Origin of the sequence: Acidovorax sp. T1, assembly GCF_002176815.1 — a bacterium.
Lineage (GTDB): Bacteria > Pseudomonadota > Gammaproteobacteria > Burkholderiales > Burkholderiaceae_C > Acidovorax.
The window spans coordinates 3006291-3026168 of the sequence record NZ_CP021648.1; the positions used below are offsets into that span (position 1 = coordinate 3006291).

The window sequence follows — 19878 nt, forward strand, 5'->3', positions numbered from 1 at the left end:
AGCCACTGCGGTGTTGCAACTTACCCGACAGGTACCGGTGCGACAGGACGGGCCAGCGCCAGTTCGGGCTGCAGCACCAATCGGTCGGCGCCGCTGTAGCAAACGAAGCGCCGATTGGTTGCCCGGCCAATGGCGCACAGGCCAAGTTGCTGCGCCACGGCATGGCCCATCTGCGTCATGCCACTGCGCGACACCACGATGGGCACGCCCATCTGCGCCGACTTGATGACCATCTCGCTAGTCAGCCGGCCCGTGGTGTAGAACACCTTGTCGCCCCCTGCCATGTCACCATCCTGCATCCACATCCAGCCGGCGATGGTGTCGATGGCGTTGTGCCGGCCCACGTCTTCCACGAACGTGAGCAGCTCTTCGCCGCGAAACAGCGCACAGCCATGCACCGAGCCGGCAGACTTGTAAGTGCTTTCCTTGAGGCGGATGGCGTTGACGATGCCATAGAGCTGCGCCTGCGTGAGCTGCGCTGCCGGCAGCTCGATGCGATCGACCTCGTCCATGAGCCCGCCAAACACGCTGCCCTGCCCACAACCGGTGGTCACCACCTTGCTGGCGGTGCGCTCTTCGATGCGTGCAATGCCGTGGCGCGTGCGCACGGCGGCGGCGTGGACCTCCCAATCGACCGTGATGGATTCGATGTCCAAAACCGACTCCACCAGCCGCTGGTTGCGCAGGTAGCCCAGCACCAACAACTCGGGTTGCGCGCCCAACGTCATGAGGGTGACGAGCTCGCGCTTGTCCACGTAGACGGTGAGCGGCCGCTCAGCCGGAATCTGCACCTGCTCGCGCTCGCCCAGTTCATTGACAACCTCCACGCCGTGAGTGAGGGGCGCCTGGGCTTGCGTAAGACGCGGCAGGGCTGGCACAACAGAAGCGGGGTGCGAAGAACGTTTCATGGGGTCAATATACGCACTAGCCGCTTATACGTAATAGCGCGTGGACTCTTGGTGGCTGGTTGCGCCGGCGCCGGGACGCCCTGCGCACTGTCCGCAAGGCGTCGGTCCCGCCACAAAAAAAGCCGCGCTCACAAAGTGGGCACGGCTTTCATCCAGGCGATGGCTGCCTCAGGACTTGGGCGCCGACGCAGCTGCCGCAGCAGGCACCAGCGTGCTGGGCGGGCTGCTGGCGGTGCCTGGTGGCGAATGCGCGCCAGCCGCTTCAACGGGCTTGGCAGCTGGCGGTGTGTAAGCGAAGGGGCCGGGGTCGGTACAGCCCGAACCAACAGCAGTGGCTGGCTTTGCCGACGGCGTCGTCTTTCGATAGTGGGCTGCCACGCGGTCTTGCGACTGGCACAGTTTGTAGTTGTCCACCTTGCCAGCCCATGCGGCCTTGGCGGCGGCTTCTGCCGCTTTGGCAGCCGCTTCAGGCGAGGGAGCGGGCAGCTTGGCCGATGCCAGCGTACAAACGCTGGCCGCGCAAAGCGCCAGCAAAGAGGAACGGGAAAAGTGCATCATCATGGGGCGAAACCTCATACCTGCGCGGGCTGGCCCGCTGATGGTGTTGCGGCAGCATTGGCCGCCGGTTGGCTGGCGCTGCGTTGACGGGGAATCTTGCCTGCCTGGACATCGTCGTACCAGAGCTCATGGTGCTCTTTCGCCCATGCCTCGCTCACGTAGCCCGTCTTCATGGCCTTGTAGGCGCCTCGCATGCCCACGGTGCCCATGTAGATATGGCCGCAGATCAGCGCCATCATCCAGATGGCCAGGGTGGCGTGGATCATGTGGGCGATCTGCATGTCGCCACGCACGTCACCAAAACCAGGAATCAGCTTGTCGAGCACCAGACCCGTTGCCACCACCAAGATGCCCGGGATGGTGATGCCCCACCAGAACAGCCCCTTTTCACCCGCGTTAAAACGGTGCGAAGGCACCTGGTGGTCACCGCCGCCCAGCATGCCGCCGCCCTTGCTGAGCCAGACGATATCGGCGCGGTTGGCGATGTTGTCCTTCACAAACGTGAGGATGATGACCAGCAGCGAAACGGCAAACAGGGGGCCCATGAAGTTGTGCACGTTCTTGAGCGCGTAGGTCAGCCAGCCAAAGAGCGTGCTGCCGATAATCGGCAGCAGAAAGAACTTGCCAAACGCCATCACAATGCCCGAAATCGCCAGCGCAATGAATGCGCCGGCATTGGCCCAGTGCGCCGCGCGTTCAAACGGGGTGAAGCGCTCGATCTTGCGGCCTGATTCGGGATGCTCGTGCCCCATGGCTCCCTTGGTGAAATAGAAAATCGCCAAGGCCAGCAACACCAGGCTCAGCAAGGCAGCACCATAGGGAATGATCCACTGGTTGCGCACCTGGCGCCATGCCTCACCTGCATTGGTGAAACGCGAGCCGGGGTACTCCACAAAAGGCTGGATCAGATTGCCCGCTTCGGGCGCCTGGGTCTTGGGCAGGCTGCTGTAGCCCGTCACGCCCTGCCCCACCTGGCGCCACATGGGCGCGTTGTTGCCGGGCTGCACCTTCATGCGCTCGCCGTTGGTCTGCTCGGCGTACTGCGGGTCGGCGCTGGCGTCGGGTTTGACCTGAAAGATGCTCTGGCTCTGGATGCCTCCGGTTGCAGCGGGGGTAGCCGGTGCAGCGGTTGCAGGCGCAGCAGCGGCATCCGGCGCTGCCGGAGCCTGGGCGCCCGCAGGCCCCCAGGCCAGGCCAGCCGCCAAAGCCAGGGTCCACACGATGTGTTTCATGGCGGGCCTCACTTGGACTGGGAGCGGGTGTATTCGTTCTGGCCGTACTGCTGGCGCGCCTTCAGCTGCTGCTCCCAGCTGGTCTTGTCGCCCGCCTTCCAGCCCGGCTGGGTGAAATTGCTGCCGGTGCCCGCGTAAGGTGCAGCGTCTTGCTTCACACCGCCACCGGTCTGGGGCTTTTCGGAGCAGGCGGCCAGGCCGGCAAGGGCCAACACCGCTGTCAGGATGAGGGTTACGCGCTTCATGACTTGGCTCCTGCAGGTGGCTGGGCACCCTTTTGCGTGCCATAGGCCGTGCCCCAGCCCCACACTTCGGCACCCTTGCCGCGCTGCACCACGCGGTTGCGGAAGATGTCGGCGACCACATCGCCGTCACCTGCCAGCAGGGCCTTGGTCGAGCACATTTCGGCACAAGCGGGCAGTTTGCCTTCGGCCAGACGGTTGCGGCCGTATTTCTCGAACTCTGCCTGGCTGCCGTTGACCTCTGGGCCACCGGCACAGAAGGTGCACTTGTCCATCTTGCCGCGCACGCCAAAGGTGCCTTGCGACGGAAACTGCGGCGCGCCAAACGGGCAGGCATAGCTGCAGTAGCCACAGCCAATGCAGACATCCTTGTCGTGCAGCACCACACCCTCTTCGGTGCGGTAAAAGCAGTTGACGGGGCAGACCGCCATGCAGGGCGCATCGCTGCAGTGCATGCAGGCCACCGAGATCGATTTTTCGCCGGGCACCCCGTCGTTGAGGGTGACCACTCTGCGGCGGTTCACACCCCACGGCACCTCGTGCTCGTTCTTGCAGGCGGTGACGCAGCCGTTACATTCGATACAGCGCTCTGCATCGCAGATGAATTTCATTCGTGCCATTGTTCTGTCTCCTGGTCAGTGCTGCGCGCTCACGCCCGTTCCACGTTGCAGATCGTGGTCTTGGTTTCCTGCATCATGGTCACGCTATCGTAGCCATAGGTGGTGGCCGTGTTCACGGCTTCGCCGCGTACCACAGGTGCCGCACCCTTGGGGTAATACGCCAGCATGTCCGCCCCTTGCCAGCGGCCAGAGAAGTGAAACGGCATCCAGACCGTGTCTGGTGCAACCCGTTCGGTGACCAGCGCCTGCACATTCAGGCGTGCGCCCGTAGGGCTGCTCAGCCACACACGCTCGCCGTTGCGGATGCCCCGGTCGGCCGCCGTCTTGGGGTTGATCTCGACGAACGACTCCTGCTGCAACTCGGCCAGCCAGGGGTTGGAACGGGTTTCCTCGCCGCCACCTTCGTATTCGACCAAGCGGCCGGAAGTCAGGATGAGCGGGAACTTCTCGTACACCTTGTCGGCCACGTTCTTGTCCTGCAGGCTCTTGTAGAGCGTGGGCAGGCGCCAGAAAGCCTTTTTGTCGTCGTGCGTGGGGTACTTGGCCACCAGGTCGGGACGCGTACCATAAATGGGCTCGCGGTGCTGAGGAATCGCATCGGGGAAATTCCAGACCACGGCACGGGCCTTGGCATTGCCAAAGGGGTGGCAACCATGCTTCATGGCCACACGAATGATGGCGCCTGTGGGGTCGGTCTTCCAGTTCTTGCCTTCGGCCTTGGCCTTCTCGGCATCACTGAGGTCGTCCCACCAGCCCAGCTTCTTGAGCAGCACATGGTCGAACTCTGGATAGCCCGTGGTGATCTCGCTGCCCAGCGAGTGCGATCCATCCTCGGCCAGCAGGTTCTGACCGTCTTTTTCGACGCCGAAGTTGGCGCGGAAGTTACCACCCCCGTCCATCACATGCTTGGAGGTGTCGTACAGGTTGGGCGAGCCCGGGTGCTTGAGCTCGGGTGTGCCATAGCAAGGCCAGGGAAGCCCAAAGTAGTCGCCAGCGAAGTCGTACCCGGTTTCCTTGTCCTTGCCACCCTTGGCCTTGAGGGTTTTCACATCGAACAAATGCATGTTCTTCATGTGGGCCTTCAGGCGCTCAGGGCTCTGGCCGGTGTAGCCAATGGTCCAGACGCTCTTGTTGATTTCGCGCAGGATATCCTCGGGCACGGGCTCGTCCATGCCCTTGACCTTCTGCATCTTGTAGTTCTTGACCAACTCGTCGGCAAAACCGAGTTTTTGCGCGAACTGGTACATGATCATGTGGTCGGTGCGGCTCTCCCACAGCGGTTCGATCACCTTCTCGCGCCACTGCAGGGAACGGTTCGATGCCGTGCACGAGCCGCTGGTCTCGAATTGCGTGGCCGCTGGCAGCAGATACACCGCACGGTTGGGGTTCAGGTCTTCGGGCTTGCCGGGCATGGCCGCCATGGCGGCGGTGGCCGATGGATACGGGTCCACCACGACCAGCAGATCGAGCTTGTCCATGGCCCGCTTCATTTCCAGGCCGCGCGTCTGCGAGTTGGGCGCATGGCCCCAGAAGAACACACCGCGCAGGTTGGAGTCCTGATCGATCAGCTCGTTGTTCTCCAACACACCGTCGATCCAGCGCGACACGGTGATGCCGTTCTTGGTCATCATCGCAGGCGACGCATACTGTTTCTTGATCCACTCGAAGTCCACGCCCCACACGGCGGCGAAGTGCTTCCACGAGCCTTCGGCCAGGCCGTAGTAGCCAGGCAGCGAATCGGGGTTGGGGCCCACATCGGTGGCGCCCTGCACGTTATCGTGGCCGCGGAAAATGTTGGTGCCGCCGCCGCTTTTACCCACATTGCCCAGTGCCAGTTGCAGGATGCACGAGGCACGCACAATGGCGTTTCCGATGGTGTGCTGTGTCTGGCCCATGCACCATACGATGGTGCCGGGATTGTTCTCGTGCAGCAGCGTGGCAATTTGCAGCACCCGCGCCTCGGGAACGCCGCAGGCTTCCTCCACCTTGTCGGGCGTCCACTTGGCCAGCACTTCCTCGCGCACCTTGTCCATGCCATAGACACGGTCGTTGATGTACTTCTTGTCTTCCCAGCCGTTCTTGAAAATGTGGTACAGCAGGCCAAACAGGAAGGGGATGTCGGTGCCCGAGCGGATGCGCACGAATTCGTCGGCCTTGGCTGCGGTGCGGGTGAAGCGGGGGTCCACCACGATCATCTTGCAACCGGTTTCCTTGGCGTGCAGCATGTGCAGCATGCTGACCGGGTGGGCTTCGGCCGCGTTGGAGCCGATGTACAAAGCGACCTTGCTGTTTTGCATGTCGTTGTACGAATTGGTCATGGCGCCGTAGCCCCATGTGTTGGCCACACCCGCCACCGTGGTGGAGTGGCAAATGCGCGCCTGGTGGTCGCAGTTGTTGGTGCCCCAGAAGCTCACGAACTTGCGCAGCAGGTAAGCCTGCTCGTTGTTGTGTTTGGACGACCCTACAAAGTACACGCTGTCAGGGCCGCTGGCCTTGCGCAGCTCCTGCATCTTGGCCGTGATTTCGTTCAGAGCCGTGTCCCAGCTGATGCGCTCGTATTTGCCATTGACCAGTTTCATCGGATAGCGCAGGCGGTACTCGCCATGGCCGTGCTCGCGCAGGGCCGCGCCCTTGGCGCAGTGGGCGCCCAGATTGATGGGCGAGTCGAACACCGCCTCCTGCCGCACCCAGACGCCGTTCTCAACCACGGCATCGACCGCGCAACCCACTGAACAGTGGGAACACACCGTGCGGCGCACTTCGATCTTGCTGTCGCCGATGCCGACCTTGGCGCCTTCGGCTGCGTTGGATTTCTTGACCAGCGTGAGCTGCGAGGCGGCGATGCCCACGCCCACCCCCAAGCCGGAGCGGCGCAGGAACGAGCGGCGGTCCATAGTGGGCAGGGCCTGCGACAGGCCACGGCGCAGGCTGTGCACAAAAGGCGATGCAGAGCTGTTGCCCTGCACGGAATGGGAAGGCTTCTTGGTTAGCAACATGGCGTGCCCCGTTGTCAGAGTTGGGTGGTCTTGTAGTACTGCTTCACGCGGGCAGACAGGTGGTAGCCACCGCCCTTTTCGGGTGCGACGCGAGCGGGCTCGGACACCACAGCATCGGACGGCGCAACATGGGGAAGCGCCACAACGGCTGCTGCGGCAGCCCCTGCGGTGGCGGCGCCAGAAAAGAAACTCCGGCGGGAGGAATTGGGCTGGCGGTTCTGCATGCTTGTCTCCAGAATGGCTGGCAGCTATGAAACGGAATTCATATGAGTCTATGTCAGTGTGTGAAAGCCTGCAATGCGACACCACAACCGCCGACCAAAGCGCTCATCTTTTGGAACACGCGGATCAGGGTTAATGCTGACCCACAGGCTCACTCCATCATGTCGAAGCCCTGGGTTTCTACCGACACAAAAGCCCGCGTAAACTGGGCCACAGCGGCATAAAACCGGGCCTGCGGCTGAGCCGCAAGGGCATCACACAACAGCAATACCCAGGGCTGTAGATGCGTTGCAAAAAAATCGCGCTGCGCCGTCAGGTTACAGACAGCGACGTCATCACCCGCGATCAGGTAGCGCATCACTTCGCACAAGTAGGCGACGTGGTCCTCGGTCTCGGACATGGCCTCGTCGCGTGCCAACCCCAGCCTATCCAGGTCGGTGCGCAGGCGGGCGAGCGGCTTCTCATTGAGGAAACCGCTCAGGTAATGCGAGCCGTACAAAAACACCTCCGGCTTGCCCACGCCGCCAAAGAGGCGGTCGAACTCTTGCGCAATCACGCCGTCGCTCAGTTCACGGGCCGCGCCCACCAGCACCTGCCAGGGCTCTTGCAAAAAGGCACCATCGGCGGGCGCCTCGGTCACGGACACCCGCAGGGCAGACAACAGATCGGCGCTGGGCGCGGCGTAATACAGCTGCGACAGCAGGCCATACAGCTCGGCGCGTGCGGTTTCCTCGTCGAGCGCAGAGCTGCCGCCCAGGGGGGTCAAAGTGGATGGGGCGCTCACAGGTCGGTCACTTTCGTTTCGCTTTGGGAGGAATACAGGTCGATCACACGGCAGTCGCTGCACATCTTCAGCCGCTCCAGCGCCTCGCCCTGGAACATGGGGTGGCCCGACAGCTTGCCCAACATAGCCTCGATGGCCTTCACGGTGCCAAACGGCTTGCTGCAGCGCACACAGGCCCACGGCTTGGCTTCGTTGAGCACACGCAATTGCGCACGCTCGGGCGCCAGCAGCAGGCGCGGCTGCAGGGTGATGGCGTTCTCTGGGCAAGTGGTGGCGCACAGGCCACACTGCACGCAGTTCTTTTCGATGAAGCGCAGCTGCGGCAGCTGCGGGTTGTCCTGCAGCGCACTCGCCGGGCAGGCGCTCACGCAGCTCAGGCACAGGGTGCAGCGGTCTTTGTTGACCTCAATAGTGCCCAGGGGCGACCCCACTGCGGGCAAGACAATGGCCTGGGGCCGCTCGGCCACGGGCATCGGGGCCTGCTCGATGAGGTGGTCGAGCGCCATCTCCAGCGTGCTGCGTTTTTCCTGCGCCACGGCAAAGCGTGCGGCCACGGTCGGGGTCTTCTGACGGGTCTGGCCCAGGGCCTGCAAGGCGGCATCCAGCTCGGTGGGGTGCGCAGCGCGCAGCAGTTGCACATGCGTGCCGGTGTAGCCCAGGCCCCGCAAGATGGCTTGCGCCACATCCATCTGCGCCTGCAGGCCGTCGAGGTACTGCGGCGCCTCTTCGTGCGTCGCCAGCACCACCACCGTCGAGGCACCGTAGGCAATGGCGCTCAGCCACAAGTCCACCCCGGTGCTGGCCGTGTGCCACAGCGCCACCGGGATCACGTTGGCAGGCACGCCCTGCGCCAGTTTGAGCTGCGCGGCGCGGCCCAGCTCTTCCACCAGTGCCTGGCCGCGCTCCTGGCTGTGCAGCAGCAGCACGGCGTCCTTGCCGCCTGCTGCGGTGTAGGTGGACAACAGGGTCTTGAGCCTGGTGCCCTGCTCTGTCGCGCTGGGGTAGGCATAGGTCAGCGCACCCGTGGGGCACACGGTGGTGCAAGCGCCGCAGCCCACGCACAGGTTGGGGTTCACCTTGATTTGCTGGCGGCTCTTGTCGCTGCTCACGGCCTCGGCCGAGCAGATGTCCACGCAGGCGTTGCAGCCCACGGTTTCGTTGCGGCTGTGGGCGCAGAGTTTTTGCTTGTAGACAAAAAACTTGGGCTTCTCGAACTCGCCCACCAGCTCGCGCAGCTTCAGCAGCGTAGCCAGGTCGCGCCCATCCCATCGCAGGTAACCCTGCGGCAGCGCGTGCTGCAAGAAGGTGGGCGTGGCGGTGGGTGAGCGCAGGTCCAGCACCAGGTCAAAGCGCTCGGTCTGCGCGGCAGCATCGCGCGTAAAGTCGATGGCACCGGCCACCTGGCACACCTTCACGCAGGCGCGGTGCGACTGGCAGACGGCCAGATCAATCTGGTAGTCGAGGCCAATGGCGTTCTCGGGGCAGGCCGCCACACAGGCGTTGCAGCGCGTGCACAAATCCAGGTCGATGGGGTTGTCCGCCGCCCATTGCAGATCGAACGCGCCCAGCCACCCCGCAAGGCCCGTGATGCGCCCGCCCAGCACCGGAAAGCGCCGCGCCTGCGCGCCCCCCGCGTTGCCTGGGCCCTGGGTGAACAGCGTCACGTCCAGCACATCCGACACCAGGGCCGCGGCCTGCTCGGCCTGGTCGATCGGGCCGATGATGAGCAAGCGGCCGGTGCTCTTGTAGGTGACCGTGGGCACGGGCGGCGGATCGGGCAACCGGGCGGCCGCCAGCAGCGCGGCGATCTTGGGGCTGGCCTTGGCGGCATCGCGGCTCCAGCCACCGGTTTCGCGGATGTTCACAAACCGGATAGGCGACACCGCGCCTTCGGTCTGCTGGCCCAGGTCACCAAAAAGGCGCTGCTCCTGGGTGCAGGCCACCACCACGTCGTCGCCCGACTGGATGGCCTTTTGGAACGCCCCCGCGTCGCGCCGACACAGGGTGGAGTGAAGGGTCAGGTCTTCATGCAGTGCCTCGCCCAACGCTTTGGCGTTGAGGGGCATCGTCTGGTTGCAGTCGCAGATGAGCGTCGTGGTCATTGTCGGTATGGCTGGCTGGCGTGACCACCGCGTCCTGGGCAGAGCGTGGGTGCACCTCAGGCTCGCTAGAGGGAACGCTAGGAACAGCGTTGCATACCCGGGACTGTGCCACGTCTGCGGGGCTTTGCGCCTCCGCATCATCCCGAGGCTGACTGGCCGGCGGGGATATTGGTGCCTCGGGGGCCGCATCCGGCACCAAATCGCCCTGCAGACTCTGCGCAGCTAACGTGGCTTTTTTCTCTTGGTCAAAAAAGCCCAGCGCATGCGCGCTGGCCATCTTTCGCAGCATGCCTGCGGGCAGCGGGTCGGGCTGGGTGTAGTCGCCGATGTAGATGTCCAAACCATCCATCACATTGAAGTGCGGATCGGCAAACAGCTTTTTCATGGCCAGGTTGCGCACCTCGGGCGAGACGGCACGGGCCACGAACGGTTTGAAGTCGGACGCGGGCGTGAGGGCCTCAGCGTCAGCCAGCGTGGGCGGCGGTGGCACCTCGGCGACGGGGGATGCAGGTGTGGCTGGCGCTGCCACAGCGGCCGCCGCCGCTGGCGCTGGGGTTGCCACCTGGGGGGCGGGCGGGGGCGGGTCTTGCACGGGATTGCCCGCCAGCACGTCCTGCTTGCGGCGCGACCAGCGGCTGAGGAATCCGTCAGCCATGGCCACCCCCTCCTCCCCCGCCACGGAGCTTCTCGGTGGACACCGAGGCCGGGTTGCCAAAGCGGTCTTGCAACGTGCGAAAGCTCTCTGGACGCTTGCGGCGCTTGGGCTCGGGCTGGTAGTGCTCGTCAACAAAGGCGCGCAGCGCCTCCACCACTTCGGGCGCAGCAGGCACCTGCTCCACGGATTCCTGCGCGTCCAGCCAGCGGCCCGCGTCGTGGTAGCTCAGGCTCACCGCCACGGGACGGGCCAGCGGGACCTCGCCCGTGCCGGTGTCGTCATCGCGGCGCCACATCACAAACCAGCAGGGGGCTGGCGAAGTGAGGTTCAGGTGGTAGCCCTCGGCATCGTCGCGGAACAGCTCCACGCGAAAGCCGGGGAACAGCCAGCGCTGCTCTCGCTCGTCTTGGATCAGCAGGCGAGGTTCGGAGCCAAAGGCGGGCTCGTGGATCACCACCTCGGCCAGCGACCACCGCCAGGGCTGCCAGCGGTTGTCGATGTGCTCACACCGCATGATCACGGCAACGTCGGTGTAGGGGCGCTCAGTCATGGGCGCAGACTTTACCCCGGCGCAGCCCCCTCAGACAGCAATGCCCGCAAAGCCCCGCAACCCGCGTGCGGATACACGGCGCGTCAGACGATTTCGCTGCCGGTGCCCTGCAACACATCCACCGCCACCGCGCAGTACTTGAACTCCGGGATCTTTCCAAAGGGGTCCAGCGCAGCATTGGTGAGCAGATTGGCTGCCGCCTCCACATACGCAAACGGCATGAACACCGTGCCGCGCGGCGTGCCGTCGTCGCGGCGCACGCGCACCTGCAGCATGCCCCGCCGTGAACGGATGCCCACCAGCGCGCCGGGCGCCACGCCCAGCCGGGCGAGTTCATCGCCATGCAGCGATGCGGTGGCCATGGGCTCGATGGCGTCCAGCACGGTGCTGCGCCGCGTCATGCTGCCGGTGTGCCAGTGCTCCAGCTGGCGGCCAGTGATGAGCACCAGCGGGTAGTCAGCGTCGGGCTTCTCGGCGGCCGGGATCACGCTGGCGGGTACCAGTTGCAGGCGGCCCGTGGGCGTCGGGAAGTTCTCGATGAAGACGATGGGCTGGCCGGGGTCGTCGGCCGTGAGGCACGGGTAGGTCACGCTGGAGTCGCGCTCCAGCCGGTCCCAGGTGATGCCCTCAATGCTGGCGTGCATGGCCTGGCGCATTTCTTCGTACACGGCGGCCACGCCCGATTCCTCGCCCGCATAGTTCCAGTCCAGGCCCATGCGCCGGGCGATCTGCTGAATGATCCACAAATCCGGCCGTGCATCACCCGGCGGGTTCAAGGCACGGCGGCCCATCTGCACCATGCGGTCGGTGTTGCTGGCGGTGCCGGTCTTCTCGGGCCAGGCGCTGGCGGGCAGCACCACGTCGGCCAGCCAGGCGGTCTCGGTCAAAAAGATGTCCTGCACCACCAGGTGCTGCAGGCTGGCCAGCGCGTGGCGCGCGTGGTTCAGGTCGGGGTCGCTCATGGCGGGGTTCTCGCCCATGATGTACATGCCGCGCACCTTGTGCGGGTCGGTGTCAGGCGCCAGGGCCTTGTGCATGATCTCGACGACCGTGTAGCCCGGCGCTTCATCGAGCTGGGTGCCCCAGAAGTCTTCAAACCACGCATGTGCCCCGGCGTTATCCACACGCTGGTAGTTAGGGAACATCATGGGGATCAGGCCCGCATCGCTCGCGCCCTGCACATTGTTCTGGCCGCGCAGCGGGTGCAGGCCCGAGCCGGGCTTGCCGATCTGGCCGGTGACGGCGCACAGCGCGATCAGGCAGCGCGCGTTGTCGGTGCCGTGCACATGCTGGCTCACGCCCATGCCCCAGAGGATCATGGAGGACTTGGCGGTGGCAAACGCCCGCGCCACCTCGCGCAGCGCCTCGGCCGGGATGCCGCACACCGGCGCCATGGCCTCGGGGCTGCAGCCCATCACGTTGGCCTTGAGGGCCTCGAAGTTGTTGGCGCGATCCTTGATGAAGGCTTCATCCACCAGCCCCTCGTCGATCACCGTATGGATCAGCGCGTTGAGCATGGCCACGTCGGTGTCGGCCTTGAACTGCAGGGTGCGCCAGGCGTGGCGGCCGATGTCGGTCACGCGCGGGTCGGCCAGCACGATCTTCGCGCCGCGCTTGGCAGCGTTCTTCATCCAGGTCGCCGCCACCGGGTGGTTGGCCGTGGGGTTGGATCCGATCACGAAGATCAGCTCGGCATGCTCCACGTCGTGCACCGGGTTGCTCACCGCGCCGGAGCCCACGCCTTCGAGCAGCGCGGCCACGCTGGACGCATGGCACAGCCGCGTGCAGTGGTCCACGTTGTTGCTGCCAAAGCCGGTGCGCACCAGCTTCTGGAACAGGTAGGCCTCCTCGTTGCTGCCCTTGGCCGAGCCGAAGCCCGCCAGCGCCTTGGGGCCGTGGGTGTCGCGCAGGCTTTTGAGCTGCACTGCGGCGAGATCCAGCGCCTCGTCCCAGGTCGCCTCGCGGAAGGTGCTGCGCCAGTCGGCGCCGTAGGGGCGTACCTCCTTGGGCACACCGGGCTTGCGGATCAGCGGCACCGTGAGGCGGTCGGGATGGTGGGCGTAGTCAAAGCCGAAGCGCCCTTTCACGCACAGGCGGCCGTGGTTGGCGGGGCCGTCGCGGCCTTCCACGCTGATGATCTTTTCATCGCGCACGTTGTAGGTGATGAGGCAGCCCACGCCGCAAAACGGGCAGACCGAATCCACCTTGCGGTCCACCTTTTGCGAGCCGATGTGCGTTTTGGGGCTGAGCGCGCCCGTGGGGCAGGCCTGCACGCATTCGCCGCAAGCCACGCAGGTGCTGGCCGCCATGGGGTCGTCGAGGTCAAACACGATCTTGCTGTCTGCCCCGCGCAGCGCGTAGCCGATCACGTCGTTCACCTGTTCCTCGCGGCAGGCGCGCACGCAGCGGTTGCACTGGATGCAGGCGTCCAGATTCACCGCCATCGCGGGGTGACTGAGATCGGGCGCAGGCTGCTCGCGGCGCAGGGCTTGGAGGGCCGGACGCACGGCCACACCCAAGCGATCCGCCCACTGGCTCAGCTCGCCGTGTTGGCCCACCGTTTCAGCATTTTTTGAATCAAATTGGCCTGTAGCGCTTGATACATAAGCGCCACCAGCTATCAATTCAGGAGTATCTGATTTGCCATCGTTCCACCGGTAGCCCACGTCCGGCATGTCCGACAGCAGCATCTCCAGCACCATCTGCTGGCTCTTGCGTGCACGCGGGCTGGCCGCCTGCACCTTCATGCCTTCAGTCGGCGCGCGGCAGCAGCTGGGGGCCAGCGTGCGCTCGCCCGCAATCTCGACCACGCAGGCGCGGCAGTTGCCGTCGGGGCGAAGGCCGTCGGTGTAGCAAAGGTGCGGAATCTCCACCCCGTGGCGTTGCGCGGCTTTCAGGATGGTTTCGCCAGGGTGGGCGGTGACGGGCTGGCCGTCCAGCTCGAAGGCCACGCCGCAGGTTGGTTGCAACGCGCTCATGGCTGGGCTCCCTTCGGCAGTTGCTCGGCCAGCGGGCTGTTGCGCGGCTTGGGCAGGTCGCCCGGCCAGGGCCCCTCGCCCACTTCGTGCGCAAAGTATTTGTGGATACAGCGGATGGGGTTGGGCGCAGCCTGGCCCAGGCCGCAGATGGAAGCGTCGGCCATTACCTGTGCCAGGTCGTCGAGCAGTTCTTCATCCCACTTCGGCGCTTGCATCAGCGTGGCCGCCTTGGCCGTGCCGACGCGGCAAGGCGTGCACTGGCCGCAGCTTTCGTGCTCAAAAAAGCGCATCACGTTCAGCGCCGCGTCGCGCGCGCGGTCGTGCTGGCTGAGCACGATGACGGCGGCCGAGCCGATAAAGCAGCCGTAGGGCTGCAACGTGTCGAAGTCCAGGGGAATCTGGTTCAGGCTGGCGGGCAGGATGCCGCCTGAGGCGCCGCCCGGCAGGTACGCATAGAGCTGGTGGCCGTCCAACATGCCGCCGCAGTATTCGTCGATGAGTTCCTGCACCGTGATGCCCGCAGGCGCGAGCTTGACGCCAGGGTGCTTCACCCGGCCGCTCACGCTGAAACTGCGCAGTCCCTTGCGGCCGTTGCGGCCAAAGCTGGCAAACCACTGCGGCCCGCGCTCCACGATGTCGCGCACCCAGTACAGCGTCTCGAAGTTGTGCTCCAGCGTGGGCCGGCCGAACAGACCCACCTGCGCGATGTAGGGCGGGCGCATGCGGGGTTCGCCACGCTTGCCTTCGATGCTCTCGATCATGGCCGACTCTTCGCCGCAGATGTAGGCGCCCGCACCCCGGCGCAGCTCGATGTGCGGCAGGGGGCATGGGGGCTGGGCATGCAGGTCGTCCAGCGCCTTTTGCAGCAGCGCTCGGCAGCCGTGGTATTCGTCGCGCAGGTAGATGTAGATAGCCTCGGTGCCCACCACCTGGGCGGCGATGAGCACGCCTTCCAGAAAGCGGTGCGGGTCGCGTTCCAGATACGTGCGATCTTTGAACGTGCCGGGCTCGCCTTCGTCGATATTGACGGCCATCAGGCGTGGCGCGGGTTGGTCCCGAACAATGCGCCACTTGCGTCCCGCCGGAAAGCCCGCGCCCCCCAGGCCGCGCAGGCCCGAATCCTCCATGGCCGCAAGCACGGCCTCGGCATCCCGCTCGCCGTTGACCAGCGCGGCGGCCAGCTGGTAGCCACCGTGGGCGCGATAGGTGGCGAGGTCGGTGTGGGCAGGACTGACGGAGTCCGGCTGCGCAGGCACGCTTTGCTCGGCCAGCGCTGCAATATCAAAATTGATAGCTGCCAGCGCTGGTGGATGAAGCGCCAGAGCCCGATTTGGCTTCAAACTGACCGCTTCCAACACCGCATCCACGGTAGCGTGCGGCACCGGGCACTGGTGCACCACGGCCACCGGCGCCTGCTCGCAGCGGCCCACGCAGGGCACGGCCACCACCTGCACGTCGCCCTGCCCGGCCGCAAGCAGGCGCTCGGGCAGCGTGGCCAACAGTTCGCGCGCGCCCGCCATGCTGCAGCTCAGGCTGTCGCACACCCGCAGCACCAGACGGGGCGCCTGGGCATCCTCGCCGCGCACGATCTCAAAGTGGTGGTAGAAGCTGGCCACCTCATACACCTCGGCCATGGGCAGGTTCATCTGCTTGGCCAGCGCCACCAGGTGCCGGTCGTGCAGCACGCCGAAGCGGTCGTTCAGGCGGTGCAGGTATTCAATGAGCAGGTCGCGCCGAAAGCCAGTGGCCGGGCGCGGGCCCAGCAGCCGCGCCACATCGGCCATGGCAGCGTCTTCAGGCTGGCGGCCCTTGAGGCGGCTTTTGCGGCGGATGCGCTCGCGCATGTCGTCCGGTGTGCCCAGGGGCACGGCGGCGGTTGGCGGGGTGGTTTTCATCGGGCCGTCATACAGGAAGAGATCAAGCGCAGGCAGTGTGGCCGTTGCCCGCTATGGCGTCAATGCCGCAGTCCCACCGCTCGGGACAGCCCGCGCCGCCGGGCGCGGGCCCTCTCGCATATCAAGTGTTCTTGCTGATCGAGATGGTGGGGAACTTGCTGGAGAAGTCCTTGGCCTGCTGGGCGATCTTCACCGCCACATCGCGCGCCACCTTCTTGTAAATCTGGGCGACCTCGCCATCGGGGTCAGCCACCACGGTGGGCTTGCCGCTGTCGGCCTGCAGGCGGATGCTCATGTTCAGCGGCAGCGCGCCCAGGTAGTCCATGCCGTACTCGGCCGCCATCTTCTTGCCGCCGTCGGCGCCAAAAATGTGTTCCACATGGCCACAGTTGCTGCACACGTGGGCGGCCATGTTCTCGACGATGCCCAGGATGGGCACACCCACCTTCTCAAACATCTTGATGCCCTTCTTGGCGTCGAGCAGGGCAATGTCTTGTGGCGTGGTGACGATCACGGCGCCGGTCATGGGCACGCGCTGGGAGAGCGTGAGCTGGATGTCGCCGGTGCCGGGCGGCATGTCGATGATGAGGTAGTCCAGGTCTTTCCAGTTGGTCTGGCGCAGCAGTTGCTCCAGCGCCTGGGTGGCCATGGGGCCGCGCCAGATCATGGCTTCGTCCTGGTCCACCAAAAAACCGATGGACATGACCTGCACGCCATAGTTTTCGAGCGGCTCCATGGTCTTGCCGTCTTCGCTTTCGGGGCGACGGTTGATGCCCAGCATCATGGGCTGGCTGGGGCCGTAGATGTCGGCGTCGAGCACGCCCACGCTGGCGCCCTCGGCGGCCAGCGCCAGCGCCAGGTTGGCGGCCGTGGTGCTCTTGCCCACGCCGCCCTTGCCCGAGGCCACGGCGATGATGTTCTTGACCTGCGGCAGCAATTGCACGCCGCGCTGCACGGCATGCGCCACCACCTTGGTGGTGATGTTGACCGACACGTTCTCCACCCCGGCCACGCCCTTGGCGGCGGCCACCAGGCTGCGGCGCAGCTCAGGCACCAGGCTCTTGGCGGGGTAACCCAGCTCCACATCAAAGGCCACGTCGCCGCCAGTGATCTGCACATTGCGCAGCGCGCGGGTGCTGACGAAATCCTGGCCGGTATGGGGGTCCAGCACGCTGGAAAGTGCGGCCAAGAGGCCCTGTTCGGTGACTGACATTCAAATAACTCCTGTGGGGCCGGTAGTCTATCCAAGCGCTGTTCCCCCGGTGTCTGAAGGACAATGCGCACGCTTTGCCTCCTGGCGCAACCGCCGCCGCCCCGAACGAAAAGGACCCCCGTGAAATTCAAGATGGCCGAGAAATCCCTGTTTGCCGTGCTGCTGCGCTCGCCGTGGTGGATCAGCTTTGTGGTGGTGGCCCTCATCACGCTGGCATCGGGCGCGCTGCTGCCCAAGGAATATTTCGTGGTCGGTGCGCTGGCCGGTTTCCCCATCTTCGTGGTGGGCTGCATGGCCGCCTGGAGGCAGCTGCGCGCACCCAATTCCGCCAAAGTGATCGAGATGCTCGGCGCTGCGGCCACCATGCCCTGGCGTGACTTTGCCAACACGCTGGCAGCCGCCTGGACGCACACAGGCTACACCGTAGAACGCATTCCTGACAACGGTGCCGCCGATTTCTGCCTGACCCGGAGCGGCAGCACCACGCTGGCCAGCGCCCGCCGCTGGAAAGCCGCCACCCATGGCGTGGAGCCGCTGCGCGAGCTGCGCGCCGCCATGGACCAGCGCGGGGCGGCCACGGGCTTGTATGTGCTGGCCCAGGGCAGCCTCAGCGACAACGCCCGGCTGTATGCGCGCGACCACGGCATCACCCTCGTGCAGGACGACACCCTGGCCGCCCTGCTGCTTGCCAAGCCCTGAGGCTGAGACCGCTGACGCAGCGCCGGCAAAAGCGGCCCCGCAGCGCCTAAAATCGCGGGTTCCGCCCGAGAAAGTCGCTTTCATGCCGTCTGCACGCAAACTTTTTGTCACCACCGCCCTGCCCTACGCCAATGGCAACTTCCACATCGGCCACATCATGGAATACATCCAGGCCGACATCTGGGTGCGCACGCAGCGGCTGCTGGGCAACGCGGTGAATTTTGTCGGTGCCGACGACACGCACGGCGCGCCCATCATGATCGCCGCCGAAAAAGCCGGCAAAACGCCCCAGCAGTTCGTGGCCGACATCGCCGCCGGGCGCCAGCAGTACCTCGATGGTTTTCACATCAAATTCGACAACTGGCACAGCACCGACGCGCCAGAAAACCACCAGCTGGCGCAAGACATCTACCGCGACCTCAAGGCCAACGGCCTGATCGAGACGCGCACCATCGAGCAGTTCTTCGACCCCGAGAAGGCCATGTTCCTGCCGGATCGCTTCATCAAAGGCGAATGCCCAAAGTGCCATGCCAAGGACCAGTACGGCGACAACTGCGAGGTCTGCGGCGCCGTGTATGCGCCCACCGACCTCATCAACCCGTACTCGGCGCTGTCGGGCGCCAAGCCGGTGCTCAAAAGCTCCGAGCATTTCTTCTTCAAGCTGTCGGACCCGCGCTGCGTGGCATTTTTGGAAGACTGGACGCAAAACGGCCGCCTGCAGCCCGAGGTGGCCAACAAGGTGCGCGAGTGGTTCAGCGTGCGCACCAACCCCGACGGCACAACCAGCGAAGGCCTGGGCGACTGGGACATCTCGCGCGATGCGCCCTACTTCGGCATCGAAATTCCTGATGCGCCAGGCAAATACTTTTATGTGTGGCTCGACGCGCCCATCGGCTACCTGGCCTCGCTGAAGAACCTGCTCGAAAAGCGCGGCGAAGATTACGACGCCTACATGGCCGACCCGGCGCTGGAGCAGTACCACTTCATCGGCAAGGACATCGTCACCTTCCACACCCTGTTCTGGCCGGCCACGCTGAAATTCAGCGGCCGCAAGGTGCCCGACTCGGTGTTCGTGCACGGCTTTTTGACGGTGAACAACGGCGAGAAGATGAGCAAGAGCCGGGGCACGGGCCTGGACCCGCTCAAGTACCTGGGCCTGGGCATGAACGCCGAGTGGCTGCGCTACTACCTGGCTACCAAGCTGAGCAGCCGTAACGAGGACATCGACTTCAACGCCGACGACTTCATGGCCCGCGTCAACAGCGACCTGATCGGCAAGTACATCAACATAGCCTCGCGCGCGGCCGGCTTTATCGCCAAGCGCTTTGGCGGCCAGCTCGGCGAGGTGTCGGCCGACGGCGACGCGTTGCTGGACCACCTGCGCACCGTGGCGCCGTCCATCATCGAGCTGCTGGCCGAACGCGAATACGGCAAGGCCCTGCGCGAAACCATGCTGCTGACCGACCGCGTGAACGCCTACGTGGACCAGAACAAGCCCTGGGAGCTGGCCAAGCAGGACGGCATGGAAGGCCGCCTGCAAGACGTGTGCACCACCTGCATCGAGGCCTTTCGCCTGCTCACCATCCTGCTCAAGCCGGTGCTGCCAGCGCTGGCCGCGCAGGTCGAAGCGTTTTTGAAAGTGCAGCCATTCACCTTTGCCGACGCCGCCACCATGCTCGGCAAGGGCCATGTGATCGGCGAATACAAGCACCTGATGCAGCGCGTGGATGCCAAACAGCTTGAAGCATTGTTTGAGGCCCCAGCGCAGGCAGCACCTGCGCAAGCAGCTACAGAAAGCGTAGCACCCGGCGGCGAGGAACTGGCCCCCACCATCACCATCGACGACTTCACCAAGATCGACCTGCGCATCGCGCTGATCGTCAACTGCGAGGCCGTGGAGGGCTCGACCAAGCTGCTGCGCCTGACGCTGGATGTGGGCGAGGGCACGGACACGCAGGGGAATCCCATCACCCGCAACGTGTTCAGCGGCATCGCCAGCGCCTACCAGCCCGCCGACCTGATCGGCAAGCACACCGTGATGGTGGCCAACCTGGCGCCGCGCAAGATGAAGTTTGGCGTGAGCGAAGGCATGGTGTTGGCCGCCAGCCATGGCGACGAGAAGGCCAACCCCGGCATCTACGTGCTCAACCCCTGGCCGGGCGCCACACCCGGCATGCGCGTACGCTGAACGGTGCCGTGCGTGCGCCCCCACGCAAAGGCCCTT

The 19878-nt window shown here is 65.1% G+C and carries 16 protein-coding genes; 2 read left to right on the forward strand and 14 right to left on the reverse strand.

From position 1 onward, the window contains the following. Positions 1 to 20 precede the first annotated feature (20 nt). The 14 genes from CCX87_RS14025 to apbC all read right to left on the reverse strand — a co-directional run bounded on the left by CCX87_RS14025 (position 21) and on the right by apbC (position 16955). Complete coding sequence (locus CCX87_RS14025; RefSeq protein WP_087747224.1) at positions 21 to 908, reverse strand: formate dehydrogenase accessory sulfurtransferase FdhD; 888 nt, start codon at positions 906 to 908, stop codon at positions 21 to 23. Positions 909 to 1076: 168 nt separating this feature from the next. Next, on the reverse strand, positions 1077 to 1466 hold the full coding sequence (locus tag CCX87_RS14030; RefSeq protein ID WP_087748353.1) for a hypothetical protein: 390 nt from the start codon (positions 1464 to 1466) through the stop codon (positions 1077 to 1079). A 14-nt stretch (positions 1467 to 1480) separates the two neighbouring features. After that, positions 1481 to 2698 carry a formate dehydrogenase subunit gamma gene (locus tag CCX87_RS14035; protein WP_087747225.1) on the reverse strand — a complete coding sequence of 406 codons (1218 nt, stop codon included), beginning with the start codon at positions 2696 to 2698 and terminating at the stop codon, positions 1481 to 1483. An 8-nt stretch (positions 2699 to 2706) separates the two neighbouring features. Then, positions 2707 to 2943 (reverse strand): hypothetical protein, encoded by a 237-nt coding sequence (locus tag CCX87_RS14040; protein ID WP_087747227.1) that lies wholly within the window; start codon positions 2941 to 2943, stop codon positions 2707 to 2709. After that, positions 2940 to 3560 (reverse strand): formate dehydrogenase FDH3 subunit beta, encoded by a 621-nt coding sequence (fdh3B, locus tag CCX87_RS14045; protein ID WP_087747228.1) that lies wholly within the window; start codon positions 3558 to 3560, stop codon positions 2940 to 2942. The genes CCX87_RS14040 and fdh3B overlap by 4 nt, the downstream gene beginning before the upstream one ends. 29 nt (positions 3561 to 3589) lie before the next feature. Next, a complete protein-coding gene (locus tag CCX87_RS14050; RefSeq protein ID WP_087747230.1) occupies positions 3590 to 6556 on the reverse strand; it encodes a formate dehydrogenase subunit alpha in 2967 nt (988 codons plus the stop codon). A gap of 14 nt (positions 6557 to 6570) precedes the next feature. After that, positions 6571 to 6780 (reverse strand): formate dehydrogenase, encoded by a 210-nt coding sequence (locus CCX87_RS14055; RefSeq protein ID WP_087747232.1) that lies wholly within the window; start codon positions 6778 to 6780, stop codon positions 6571 to 6573. Positions 6781 to 6929: 149 nt separating this feature from the next. Continuing rightward, positions 6930 to 7562 (reverse strand): TorD/DmsD family molecular chaperone, encoded by a 633-nt coding sequence (locus CCX87_RS14060; protein ID WP_087747234.1) that lies wholly within the window; start codon positions 7560 to 7562, stop codon positions 6930 to 6932. Further along, positions 7559 to 9628, reverse strand: coding sequence for a 4Fe-4S binding protein (locus tag CCX87_RS14065; protein WP_087747237.1), 2070 nt, complete (start codon positions 9626 to 9628; stop codon positions 7559 to 7561). Before CCX87_RS14065 ends, CCX87_RS14060 begins: the two co-directional genes overlap by 4 nt. Then, positions 9588 to 10319, reverse strand: a complete 732-nt coding sequence (locus tag CCX87_RS14070; protein WP_087748354.1) for a DUF3306 domain-containing protein — start codon at positions 10317 to 10319, stop codon at positions 9588 to 9590. The genes CCX87_RS14065 and CCX87_RS14070 overlap by 41 nt, the downstream gene beginning before the upstream one ends. Continuing rightward, the gene (locus tag CCX87_RS14075) at positions 10312 to 10869 is read right to left on the reverse strand and encodes a DUF3305 domain-containing protein (protein WP_087747239.1); all 558 of its coding nucleotides are present in this window, start codon (positions 10867 to 10869) and stop codon (positions 10312 to 10314) included. The genes CCX87_RS14070 and CCX87_RS14075 overlap by 8 nt, the downstream gene beginning before the upstream one ends. Positions 10870 to 10952: 83 nt before the next feature. Beyond that, a complete protein-coding gene (gene fdhF, locus CCX87_RS14080) occupies positions 10953 to 13847 on the reverse strand; it encodes a formate dehydrogenase subunit alpha (RefSeq protein WP_087747241.1) in 2895 nt (964 codons plus the stop codon). After that, positions 13844 to 15742, reverse strand: coding sequence for an NADH-ubiquinone oxidoreductase-F iron-sulfur binding region domain-containing protein (locus tag CCX87_RS14085; protein WP_087747244.1), 1899 nt, complete (start codon positions 15740 to 15742; stop codon positions 13844 to 13846). The genes fdhF and CCX87_RS14085 overlap by 4 nt, the downstream gene beginning before the upstream one ends. A 121-nt stretch (positions 15743 to 15863) precedes the next feature. Further along, positions 15864 to 16955, reverse strand: a complete 1092-nt coding sequence (apbC, locus tag CCX87_RS14090; protein ID WP_087747247.1) for an iron-sulfur cluster carrier protein ApbC — start codon at positions 16953 to 16955, stop codon at positions 15864 to 15866. Positions 16956 to 17075: 120 nt separating this feature from the next. Between apbC and CCX87_RS14095 the strand changes: the two genes are divergently transcribed. Beyond that, on the forward strand, positions 17076 to 17654 hold the full coding sequence (locus tag CCX87_RS14095) for a restriction endonuclease (protein WP_232476406.1): 579 nt from the start codon (positions 17076 to 17078) through the stop codon (positions 17652 to 17654). Between the two features lie 82 nt (positions 17655 to 17736). Continuing rightward, on the forward strand, positions 17737 to 19842 hold the full coding sequence (gene metG, locus CCX87_RS14100; RefSeq protein WP_087747252.1) for a methionine--tRNA ligase: 2106 nt from the start codon (positions 17737 to 17739) through the stop codon (positions 19840 to 19842). Positions 19843 to 19878: the final 36 nt, after the last annotated feature.

What these genes read in the sequence shown, in the direction of transcription:
- CCX87_RS14085 (WP_087747244.1), bottom strand. Translation starts at nt 15,742, where the DNA reads ATGAAAACCACCCCGCCAACCGCCGCCGTGCCCCTGGGCACACCGGAC.
- CCX87_RS14050 (WP_087747230.1), bottom strand. Translation starts at nt 6,556, where the DNA reads ATGTTGCTAACCAAGAAGCCTTCCCATTCCGTGCAGGGCAACAGCTCT.
- CCX87_RS14070 (WP_087748354.1), bottom strand. Translation starts at nt 10,319, where the DNA reads ATGGCTGACGGATTCCTCAGCCGCTGGTCGCGCCGCAAGCAGGACGTG.
- CCX87_RS14025 (WP_087747224.1), bottom strand. Translation starts at nt 908, where the DNA reads ATGAAACGTTCTTCGCACCCCGCTTCTGTTGTGCCAGCCCTGCCGCGT.
- CCX87_RS14075 (WP_087747239.1), bottom strand. Translation starts at nt 10,869, where the DNA reads ATGACTGAGCGCCCCTACACCGACGTTGCCGTGATCATGCGGTGTGAG.
- metG (WP_087747252.1), top strand. Translation starts at nt 17,737, where the DNA reads ATGCCGTCTGCACGCAAACTTTTTGTCACCACCGCCCTGCCCTACGCC.
- apbC (WP_087747247.1), bottom strand. Translation starts at nt 16,955, where the DNA reads ATGTCAGTCACCGAACAGGGCCTCTTGGCCGCACTTTCCAGCGTGCTG.
- fdh3B (WP_087747228.1), bottom strand. Translation starts at nt 3,560, where the DNA reads ATGGCACGAATGAAATTCATCTGCGATGCAGAGCGCTGTATCGAATGT.
- CCX87_RS14065 (WP_087747237.1), bottom strand. Translation starts at nt 9,628, where the DNA reads ATGCCCCTCAACGCCAAAGCGTTGGGCGAGGCACTGCATGAAGACCTG.
- CCX87_RS14040 (WP_087747227.1), bottom strand. Translation starts at nt 2,943, where the DNA reads ATGAAGCGCGTAACCCTCATCCTGACAGCGGTGTTGGCCCTTGCCGGC.
- fdhF (WP_087747241.1), bottom strand. Translation starts at nt 13,847, where the DNA reads ATGAGCGCGTTGCAACCAACCTGCGGCGTGGCCTTCGAGCTGGACGGC.
- CCX87_RS14030 (WP_087748353.1), bottom strand. Translation starts at nt 1,466, where the DNA reads ATGATGCACTTTTCCCGTTCCTCTTTGCTGGCGCTTTGCGCGGCCAGC.
- CCX87_RS14035 (WP_087747225.1), bottom strand. Translation starts at nt 2,698, where the DNA reads ATGAAACACATCGTGTGGACCCTGGCTTTGGCGGCTGGCCTGGCCTGG.
- CCX87_RS14055 (WP_087747232.1), bottom strand. Translation starts at nt 6,780, where the DNA reads ATGCAGAACCGCCAGCCCAATTCCTCCCGCCGGAGTTTCTTTTCTGGC.